Here is an 11,169-nt window from a genome sequence, read left to right as displayed (position 1 = left end):
CCAAGTGCCTCAGCGTGCGTCCGCGCCCAAAAGCGCATCGAGTGCTTCGTCCATTTGCGCGAGGGTGAGCGTCTCCGCTTCGCGCATGGCGTCCCAATTCACGGCGTCGTCGACAGGCGCGACCGGCGCCTGCTCGACCTGCTTGCGTACTTCGGTGTGCTTCGGTGCCAGGCGGCGATGCAAAAGCTCGGCGATGGCCTGGGCGGTGGGGTAGTCGTAGGCCAAGGTCGTGGGCAACGTGACCGTGGTGCATTTGGAGAGCCGGTTGCGCAACTCCACGGCCATCAGCGAATCGAGGCCGAGGTCACGCAGCAACTTGTCGCCCGCAATGGCATCCGCACCGGCGAGCCCCAACACCGACGCCACCTCGGCCCGCACCAACTCGACCAGCCAAGGCAACCGCTCCGCCTCGGGCAAGGCCGCAAGCTGCTCGGCAGGTCCAGGCCCGGCCGTTGCCGCCGCGGCGGCCTTGCGTCCCCGAGCCTGCACGAGCGCCGAAAGGAGACGGGGCAGCTCGCCTCCTTGCTCGGACTTGCGCTGCAACGTCGCGAGCTCGAGGCGAATGGGAACGAGGTGCGGCTCGGGCCGTGCGAGCGCGGCATCGAGGTGGGCGAGCGCCTGCTCGACCGACAGCGGGGCCACGCCCTGGCGACGCATCTGCGCGAGCTCGTTCTTTCCGAGGTGCGCCGTCATGCCGGCGCCCTGCTGCGTCCAGAGGCCCCACGCGAGGCTGCTCGCCGCAAGCCCGCGCTGGCGCCGATGCGCCGCGAGCGCATCGAGGAAGGCATTGGCGGCGGCGTAGTTGCTTTGGCCGGCCGCGCCCAATGTGCCGGCCGCCGACGAAAAGAGGACGAAGGCCGCGAGATCCATGGATCGCGTGAGCTCGTGCAGGTGCAGCGCACCGGCAACCTTCGGCGCCATCACGCGGGCGAAGCGCTTCGCCGTTTGCCCTGCGAGCATGCCGTCGTCGAGGACTCCCGCGAGATGAAATACCGCCGTCCACGGGCGCTCCGCCGCCGTCGCGAGGACCTCGGCGATGCCGCATCGCTCGGCCGCATCGCATTCCACGACGCGCACGGTCTCGGCGCCTGCCGCGTGGAGGCGGCGCACCAGGTCGTCGGCGCCGGGCGCCCGGGCGCCCTGCCGCGAGGTGAGCACCAGATGGCGTGCACCGTGCTGGCGCACCAGGTGCTCGGAAACGAGCTGCCCCAGCTCGCCGGTTCCACCGGTGACCAGAACGGTTCCGTGCGGGTCGATCGCCCGCGGCACGGTGAGGACGAGCTTTCCGACGTGCCGGCCCTGCGCCATGAAGCGGAATGCGGTCGGGGCTTCGCGCACGTCGTAGGCGGCATGCGGAAGCGGGCGAATGGCGCCCTGCGCGAGAAGGGCGGCCAGCTCGCCGAGCATCTCGGCGATGCGCTCGGCGGAGGCGTCCATCAGGTCGAAGGCGCGGTAGCCAACGCCGGGGTGGAGGGCGGCGACATCGCGGGGTTCGCGGACATCGGTCTTGCCCATTTCGAGGAAGCGCCCACCCGGTGCGAGAAGCTTCAAGGACGCGTCGATGAACTCACCGGTCAACGAATTGAGCACGACGTCCACGCGTCGCGGGGCCACCGACCATGCGCCGCCGAAATTCGCATCGCGCGACGAGGCGATCGCATCGTCGGCGAGCCCGAGCTTGCGCAGCTCGCCCCATTTGCCCGGGCTCGCGGTGCCGAGGACCTGCGCCCCGCGGTGCCGAGCCAGCTGCACGGCGGCCATGCCTACGCCACCGGCCGCGGCATGCACCAGGATCGTCTCGCCGGCCTGCAGCGCGCCGAGGTCGTCGAGGGCATGGAGGGCCGTCAGGAAGGCCAGCGGGATGGTGGCCGCTTCCGCGAAGTCGAGCGCATCGGGAATGCGCACCAGCAAGCGAGCATCGGTGTCGACGTGGGTGCCGAAGGTGCCGGTCCCCAGGCCCATCACGCGATCGCCAGCCTGCACGTGTTCGACGCCTGCACCGACGGCGAGGACGACGCCTGCGCACTCGAGCCCGAGCTTCGGCGCGGAGACCATGTCGAGGGCGTTGAGGACGTCGCGGAAGTTCATCCCCGCCGCGCGCACCGCCACGCGGACATGACCGGGTGCCGGCGTCTCCGGCAGCGCCGACGGAACCAGCGCAAACGTGTCGAGGCGGCCTTTCTCCCGGATATCGAGCTGCCAGTGCGCAGTATCCGGCGGCGCGAGAACGTCTTTGGCACTGCGCGCGCGCACCAGCCGCGCCGCGAGGGGTCGATCGCCGCGAAGGGCAATCTCGGGTTCGGCGTCGGCCTCGAGCGCCTGGGTGAGAAGGTCGCTGCGGTCGTGGCCCGCACCGACGTCGATGAGTCGAATGCTGCGATCGGGATGCTCGGTACGGGCGGCGCGAAGGAGCCCCCAGAGCGGCGCGCGCTGCAGATCGGCGAGCGCATCGTCGGCGCTCGCGTGGACCGCGCCCGCCGTGAGCCAGACGAGCTTCGAGGCCGCGAGGCGGGGCTCGGCGAGCAGGCGTTGCAGGAGGGCAAGCGCGTCCGTCGTTTCGGAGAGGGGCGATGCGGCGTCACGGGCAAAGGTGGCGTCGACGAGGATCCGGTGCGGCGTCGGCGCCGTGTCCAGCGAGTGGATCAGGGCGTCGGCATCGGTGAGCGTCTTCAGGGTGAGGGTATGGCCGGATGCGGGGGCGCTTTCCTGGGTGCCCTTCAGCGGTTGGAATTCGACGCGGTACAGATGTTCGGCGGTGGTGGCCTTGGAGGCCTGGAGCTGCGCCGCACTGGCGCGCTGCAGGACGAGGGCGCCCACGCGAAGAAGCGGCTGGCCGGCGCCGTCCGCGATGGTGAGCTTCGCGCGAGCGCTCTCACCTGCGTCCAATTCGACGCGGACGCGAAGTTCGGTGGCGCCCGTCGCATGGAGTTCGACGTCGGTCCAGGCAAAGGGAAGCAAGATGGTGTCGGCATCGCCCTGTTGCTGCTGGGGGCCGAGCACGGTCAGCGCATGCAGGGCAGCGTCCAGGAGTGCAGGGTGAATCGCGAAGGCGGCAGCGCCTTGGCGAAGCGGCTCCGGGAGAGACACGCGGCCGTAGGCGATGTTGCCGCGGCGACGGAGCTCGACCAGGCCTTGAAACGCGGGGCCGTACTCCAGGCCGTACGTGCGCAGGCGCGCGTAAAAGCCTTCCAGCTCCACGGGCTCGGCGTCGGTCACGTTCCATGGGTCGGTGGAGGCTTCACCGGTTTCGTCGCGCAGCTCGCCCGTCGCGTGACGGCGCCATGCCGCGGGGTCGGAGCTCTCTTCGTCCTGGCTGTAGATGCTGATGGCGCGACGCCCTTCCCCGTCCGCCGCACCCACCGTCACTTGCAGCCGCAGGCTCCCCTTTTCGCGCAGCACCATCGGCTCCGCCAAGGTCAGCTCCGAGACGACCTGCGCACCCACCGCGTCCGCGGCCGCGTGCGCCAGCTCGAGCAGGCCCGTGCCGGGCACCAGGACTGTGCCGAACACCGCATGATCGTTCAACCACGCGTGCTCGCGCGACGAGATGCGCCCCGTCAGCAGGTGGCCTTGGCCCTCCGCCAAGGTCGTCACCGCGCCGAGCCACGGGTGCTCCCGCGACGTGAGCCCCACCGAGCGAACGTCGTTGCGCGCCCCTGGCGTCTCTTGCCAGTAGCGTTCGCGTTGGAACGCGTACGTCGGCACGTCCGTACGGCGAACTTCGTGCCCGGCGTAGACCTTCCGCACCTCGACCGCGAGGCCGCTCACGTGCAGTGATCCCAGGGCGCTGACGAGATCGCGCTCTTCGTCTTGCTCGCCCCGGAGGCTCGGCACCAACGTCGCCTGAGATTCGTCGCCGAGGCAAGCCGTCGCCATCGCCGTCAACACGCCCGACGGGCCGCACTCCAGATAATGGGTAATCTTTTGCTGATGCAGTGTCGCGACGGCGTCCACGAAACGAACCGCTTCGCGCACTTGTTTGACCCAGTAGGCCGCGCTCCCCATCTCTTCGACAGCGCCGGTCAAGGTGCTCACCAACGTCACCTTCGGCGCGTGGTATGTGCAGCTCTCCGCAACCTTCGCGAACGCCTCCAGCATTCCATCCATGTGCGCGCTGTGGAACGCATGCGACACGCGCAGCCGGCGCACCCGACGGCCTTGCGCCGCAAATCGGTCCATGATGGCCGCCACCGCCGACTCGTCCCCGCTCACCACCGTCTGCCGTGGACCATTCAGTCCGGCGATGGATGCTCGCCCTTCGAGGACCGCGAGCACCTCCGCCTCGGTGGCCTCCACGGACGCCATCGCCCCACCAGCTTCGCACGCCTGCATCAGGCGACCGCGCGCGCACACCAGCTTCGCCGCATCGGCGAGGCTCAATACCCCCGCCACGTGCGCGGCGCTCAATTCTCCAATCGAGTGCCCCACGAGAACGCTCGGCTCCACACCCCACGCCTGCCACTGGCGGTACAGCGCTACCTCCAGCGCGAACAGCGCCGGTTGCGTGGTCTCCGTCCGATCCAACTGCGCTTCATCGATCCGCGTTTCCAGCGCCGCGATCACCTCATCGTACGCACGCCGAAACTCCGGAAACGCCGCATACAGCCCTTTGCCCATGCCGACACGCTGGCTCCCCTGCCCCGTGAACAGCACTGCCAGATTCGTCTCTCCGCCACCATTCACCCCACGCAGCACACGCCCTTCTTCGAGGGCCGCCGCCGCCTCTTCCACGCTGCGCGCCACCACCGCCGCGCGCACGTCGAACTGCGTCCGATGCGCCCACGACGTGTACGCCACGTCCTCCAACCGCTGCCCCGGATGCTCCCGAAGCCACCCTGCCCACTTCGCGACCTGTGCTTTCAGTGCGCCTTCGTCGCGACCGGACACCATGACCACCAGGGCTCCCTCCCCCCCCGGGGGAGGGTTGGGGTGGGGGAGAGCCTCCTCCAACACGACATGGGCATTCGTCCCACTGAACCCGAACGACGACACCCCCGCCCGGCGCACCCGCTCCCCGCGCTTCCAATTCCGCGCCTCGCGCAGCAGCGCCAGCCCGCTGCCCTCCCACGCAATGTGCGAGCTCGGCTCCTCGGCATGCAGCGTCTTCGGCAGCAGCTCGTTCTCGAGGGCCAGCACCATCTTCATCACGCCCGCGATCCCCGCGGCCGCCTGCGCGTGCCCGATGTTCGACTTCGACGACCCCAGGTACAATGGCCGCGTCGCGTCGCGCCCCGGGCGCCCAAACACCTCCGCCAGCGCGCCGGCTTCAATCGGATCGCCCAACGTCGTCCCGGTGCCGTGCGCCTCCATCGCATCGATGTCCGCCGCCACCAAGCCGCTCGTGGCCAGCGCATCGCGGATCACCCGCTGCTGCGACGGCCCATTCGGCGCCGTCAGCCCCTGGCTGCGCCCATCCTGGTTCACCGCCGACCCGCGGATCACCGCCAGCACACGGTCGCCATCGCGCTGCGCATCCGAAAGCCGCTTCAGCACCACGATGCCGCAGCCTTCCGCCCAACCCGTGCCGCTTGCCTGCGCCGAAAAACTCCGGCACCGCCCGTCACCGGCGAGCCCCTTCAATCGACTGAACTCCACGTACACCGCCGGGGTGCTCATCACCGTCACGCCACCGGCCAGCGCCAGCTCGCACTCGCCTTGCCGCAGCGCCGTGCACGCCAGGTGCAGGGCCACGAGGGACGACGAACACGCCGTATCCACCGTCACCGCAGGGCCTTGCAACCCGAGGACGTACGACAACCGTCCCGAGATCACGCTGCATGCCGTGCCCGTGCCCTGGAAGCCATCGAAGGCCGAAAGGTCCCCACGCGGGCTGTGGCCATAATCCGAACCCATCGTGCCGAGGTACACGCCCGTCTTGGTGCCGTGCAGCGATTCCGGAACCACCGCGGCGCGTTCCAGGGCCTCCCAGGTCGTCTCGAGGATCAGACGCTGCTGCGGGTCCATGGCCGCGGCCTCGCGGGGCGAGATGCCGAAGAAGGCCGCGTCGAATCGATCCGCGCCGCGAACGAAACCGCCCTCGCGCACGTAGCTCTTGCCGGCGGCTTCCGGATCGGGGTCGAACACATCGAGCGTGTCCCATCGCTCGGGGAACGCTTCGATGGCGTCGCGGCCTTCGCGCAGCAATTCCCAGTAGGCCTCGGGGCTGTCCGCACCGCCGGGGAGGCGGCAGGCCATCGACACGATGGCGATGGGCTCCGTGCGGCTCGCGCGCTCGGCAGCGAGCTTCTTCTCCGCCTCGAGAAGCGCGTTCGTGGTGCGCCGCAGATAGACTTCGAGCTTCTCCGTACCTGACGTGTTCATTCGGCCATCCCGAGCTTGCGGTCCAGAAATTCCAAGAGGTCGTCCGTGTTGGCGGTGTCGAGATCGACCACCGGTGCGCGCTGCGGAACGACGACGTTGGACAGCGCGCGCTGCAAATCGAAGAGGCGGGATGCCACCCCCGCCGTTTCCAGCTGCTCGGGGGTTGCCCCGAGCAACAGCTCGGCGACGGCATCGAGCTGCGCTTTGGTGAGCGTCGTCGCTGGAGCCGCCTCCATCGTGCGCTCGAGAATCAGCTGCGCAATCCCCCCCGGCGTCGGATGATCGAACGCCAAGGTGGCGGGAAGCGAAATGCCGGCCTCGGTGGAAAGGCGCCGGCGCAGCTCCACGGCCATCAGCGAATCGAGGCCGAGATCCGCGAGTACGTGCTGAGGCTGCACCCCCTCGATGCCCGAGGCGCCGAGGACCGCGGCGGCCTCGCGCCGGACGACGTTGGTGAGGAACTTCAAGCGGCCGTCCTCGGGCAGTGCGAGCACGCGCTCGCGCAGATTCGACTCGCCCGCCGGCGACGTTCCCGCGCGCTTCCGAGACCGCCGCGAAAGGGATCGAAGCAGCGGGTGCGGCTCGCCCGACGTGGCGCCGAGCTTCAACGGCACGAGGTGCGCTTCGGGCCGTTGAAGTGCGGCATCGAAGAGTCGGAGGCCCTCGTCCATCGAGAGGGCGGCGATGCCCTGACGGCGGAATCGGTCGAGATTCGATTTGGATAGACCGGCGGTCAAACCCGTACCGCCCGGCGCCCAGAGACCCCAAGCGAGGCTGACGGCGTGACGTCCCTGGCGACGGCGGTGCGCGGCGAGGGCGTCGAGGAAGGCGTTGGCGGCGGCGTAGTTGCTCTGGCCTGCCGTGCCGAAGGTGCCGGATGCCGACGAAAAGAGGACGAAGGCGTCGAGATCGATGCCTTGGGTGAGCTCGTGCAGGTGCACGGCGCCATCCACCTTGGGGCCCATCACGCGCGCGAAACGGTCGGCATTTTGGGCCTGCAAGGTGCCGTCGTCGAGAACACCGGCGAGGTGCACGATGCCAGTCCAGGGGCGCTCGACGCGGGCGAGGAGCGCGGCGACTTGGTCCCGCTGGGCGACGTCGCACGCGGCGATATGCACCGTCTCGGCGCCGCTTTCGCGAAGGGTGTCCACCAGGGCCTGCGCGCCGGGGGCCTCCATGCCGCGCCGCGAGGTCAGAACCAGGTGGCGCACGCCGTGGGCCACCACCAGGTGACGGGCGAGCTCACGACCGAGTTCGCCCGTGCCGCCGGTGAGCAGCACGGTGCCTTCGGGGGAGAAACGCCGCGTGGCCTCGGCAACGTTCTGCGAGGGTGCGCGAACGAGGCGCGGGGCGAGGATTTCGCCATCGCGAACGGTGAGCTCGGGCTCGTTCGAAACCGCGAGGGCCCGGTCCAGGTGCGTGCGGTCCGAAGGATCCGGGCCGAGGTCGACGAGGCGAAGAACGCGTTCCGGGTGCTCACTGCGCGCGGCTCGAACCAGGCCCCAGATGGGCGCGTGCTCGAGATCGGCGCCGTCGAGCGCTTCCCGCGTGACAAAGGTCAACATGGTTGACTCGAGCCGCGGGTCCGCGACCAAGCGCTGCAAGGTGCGCAACGCTTCGAGGGTCGAACGCAGGGTGGCCTGGCCAAGGGTGAGGCGGGCATGCTCGGAGCTTTCGGGCACCGACGGCTCCGTGGCATCGACGATCACGCTGCGGGGGATGCGCTCGCCGGCGTCGAGGCGGGCGAGGAACGCGTTGACGTCGGCGGCCGAGACGAGGGTCTCGTCGGCGGGCGCGTACGCATCGGTCTCGGAAGCGCGAACTGGCGGCTGGAATTCCACGCGATACATGGGCTCGGTGCGCTGCGAGGCTTGGATTTGCTCCGCGCTCGCGGATTGCAGAAGCAGCGAGCCAATGCGAAGGACGGGTTGTCCGTCTTCGTCCGAAACGAGGACGCTCGCGGTCGCGTGGTCGGCGCCGGTGTTCAGCTCGATGCGGATGCGAAGCTCGCTCGCGCCGGTCGCGTGGAGCTCGACGTCGTTCCAGGAGAAGGGGAGCAGCACGCTCTGGGCCGGCGAGGTCCGAGCGAGGTCCGTCTCGGTGAGGGCGGCCAGGGCGTGCAGCGCCGCGTCGAGCAGGGCCGGGTGAAGGTCGTAGGCCTTGGTGCGCAGGGCTTCGGGAAGCACCGCACGGCCGTAGGCCACGTTTCCGCGGCGATGGAGTTCGGCCAAGCCTTGAAAGGCCGGGCCGTACTCCAGACCGTACGCGCGCAGGCGCGCGTAGAAGCTTTCCAGGTCCACGGGCTCGGCGTCGGCGAGATCCCAAGGCGCGGAGATCGTGGACGGAACGGGCGCTTCGTCGTGAAGCTCGCCGGTCGCGTGCTGGCGCCATGCCGCGGGGTCGGGCCCCTCTTCGTCCTGGCTGTAGATGCTGATGGCGCGACGCCCTTCCCCGTCCGCCGCGCCCACCGTCACTTGCAGCCGCAGGCTGCCTTTCTCGCGCAGCACCATCGGCTCCGCCAAGGTCAGCTCCGAGACGACCTGCGCACCCACCGCGTCCGCGGCCGCGTGCGCCAGCTCCAGCAAGCCCGTGCCGGGTACCAGGACTGTGCCGAACACCGCATGGTCGTTCAGCCACGCGTGCTCCCGCGACGAGATGCGGCCCGTCAGCAGATGGCCTTGGCCCTCCGCCAAGGTCGTCACGGCGCCGAGCCACGGGTGCTCCTGCGACATCAGCCCCACCGCGCGAACGTCGTTGCGCGCTCCTGGCGTCTCTTGCCAGTAGCGTTCGCGTTGGAACGCGTACGTCGGCACGTCCGTACGGCGAACTTCGCGCCCGGCGTAGACCTTTTGAACCTCGACCGCGAGCCCGCTCACGTGCAGGGATCCCAGGGCGCTGACGAGATCCCGCTCTTCGTCTTGCTCGCCCCGGAGGCTCGGCACCAACGTCGCACGCGATTCGTCGCCGAGGCAAGCCGTCGCCATCGCCGTCAACACGCCCGACGGGCCGCACTCCAGATAATGGGTAATCTTTTGCTGATGCAGTGTCGCGACGGCGTCCACGAAGCGCACCGCTTCGCGCACTTGTTTGACCCAGTAGGCCGCGTTCCCCATCGCTTCGACGGCACCGGTCAAGGTGCTCACCAACGTCACCTTCGGCGCGTGGTATGTGCAGCTCTCCGCAACCTTCGCGAACGCCTCCAGCATTCCATCCATGTGCGCGCTGTGGAACGCATGCGACACGCGCAGCCGGCGCACCCGACGGCCTTGCGCCGCAAATCGGTCCATGATGGCCGCCACCGCCGACTCGTCCCCGCTCACCACCGTCTGCCGCGGGCCATTCAGCCCCGCGATCGATACGCGCCCTTCGAGGACCGCGAGCACCTCCGCTTCGGTGGCCTCCACCGACGCCATGGCCCCACCAGCTTCGCACGCCTGCATCAGGCGACCGCGCGCGCACACCAGCTTGGCGGCATCGGCGAGGCTCAATACCCCCGCCACGTGTGCCGCGCTCAATTCTCCAATCGAGTGCCCCACGAGAACGCTCGGCTCCACACCCCACGCCTGCCACTGGCGGTACAGCGCCACCTCCAGCGCGAACAGCGCCGGTTGCGTGGTCTCCGTCCGATCCAACTGCGCTTCATCGATCCGCGTTTCCAGCGCCGTGATCACCTCATCGTACGCACGCCGGAACTCCGGAAATGCCGCGTACAGGCCTTTGCCCATGCCGACACGCTGGCTTCCCTGCCCCGTGAACAGGACCGCCAGCTTCGTCTCCCCTCCGCTCGATCCACGCAGCACGCGACCTTCTTCGAGCGCCGCCGCGGCTTCCTCCACGCTGCGCGCCACCACCGCCGCGCGCACGTCGAACTGCGTCCGATGCGCCCACGACGTGTACGCCACGTCCTCCATCCGCTGCTCCGGATGCTCCCGAAGCCACCCCGCCCACTTCGCAATTTGCGCCTTCAGCGCCGCTTCATCGCGCCCCGACACGGAGAGAACGCCCACCAGGGCTCCCTCCCCCTCGGAGGTCCGCGGCTTGCCGCGGCCGACTTTCAGCGCAGAGGGAGGGTTGGGGTGGGGGAGCGCAGGCGCCTCCTCCAAAATGACGTGGGCATTCGTCCCACTGATGCCGAACGACGACACGCCCGCCCGACGAACCCGCGCACCACGCTTCCAATCCCGAGCCTCGCGCAGGAGCGAAAGCCCACTCGCCTCCCACGCCACGTGGGGACTCGGGTCCTCCGCGTGCAGCGTCTTCGGCAGTAGCTCGTTCTCGAGCGCCAGCACCATCTTCATCACGCCCGCGATCCCCGCGGCCGCCTGCGTGTGGCCCATATTCGACTTGGCCGAGCCCAGATGCAGGGGCGGCCCCTGGCGACCCGGCCCGAACACCTCGGCCAGCGCCCCCGCCTCCATGGGATCGCCCAACGTCGTCCCGGTGCCGTGTGCCTCCACGGCGTCGATGTCCGCGGCCACCAGGCCGCTCGCGGCCAGTGCGTCGCGGATCACCCGCTGCTGTGCGGGACCGTTCGGTGCGGTCAGCCCTTGGCTGCGGCCGTCCTGGTTCACGGCCGACCCGCGGATCACGGCCAGCACACGGTCCCCGTCGCGTTGCGCCGCCGAAAGCCGCTTCAGCACCACCATGCCGCAGCCATCGGAGAAACCTGCCCCGTCGGCGGTGGCCGAGAAGCTCTTGCAACGGCCGTCGCTCGCGAGGCCCTTCAGGCGACTGAACTCGACGAACAGCGACGGAGTGCTCATCACCGTCACACCGCCCGCCAGCGCGAGCTCGCATTCGCCCTGCCGCAATGCCGTGCACGCAAGGTGCAACGCCACCAGCGACGAC

General features: G+C 69.6%; 2 protein-coding genes (1 of these 2 running past the window's edge). Both read right to left on the bottom strand.

All coding sequences use genetic code 11. The features are described 5' to 3' along the window. Nucleotides 1-9 precede the first annotated feature (9 nt). Nucleotides 10-6,321, bottom strand: a complete 6,312-nt coding sequence (locus LVJ94_06545; protein WXB06893.1) for a type I polyketide synthase — start codon at nucleotides 6,319-6,321, stop codon at nucleotides 10-12. Next, on the bottom strand, nucleotides 6,318-11,169 hold the 3' end of the coding sequence (locus LVJ94_06540; GenBank protein ID WXB06892.1) for an SDR family NAD(P)-dependent oxidoreductase. 5,738 nt of this gene lie beyond the right edge of the window; only the last 4,852 of its 10,590 coding nucleotides appear in the window; the start codon falls outside the window, past its right edge — the gene reads right to left on this strand; the stop codon is at nucleotides 6,318-6,320. The genes LVJ94_06545 and LVJ94_06540 overlap by 4 nt, the downstream gene beginning before the upstream one ends.

The organism is Sorangiineae bacterium MSr11367 (assembly GCA_037157805.1).
Classification (GTDB): domain Bacteria; phylum Myxococcota_A; class Polyangia; order Polyangiales; family Polyangiaceae; genus Pendulispora; species Pendulispora rubella.
This window is presented reverse-complemented; position numbering and strand designations above follow the sequence as displayed.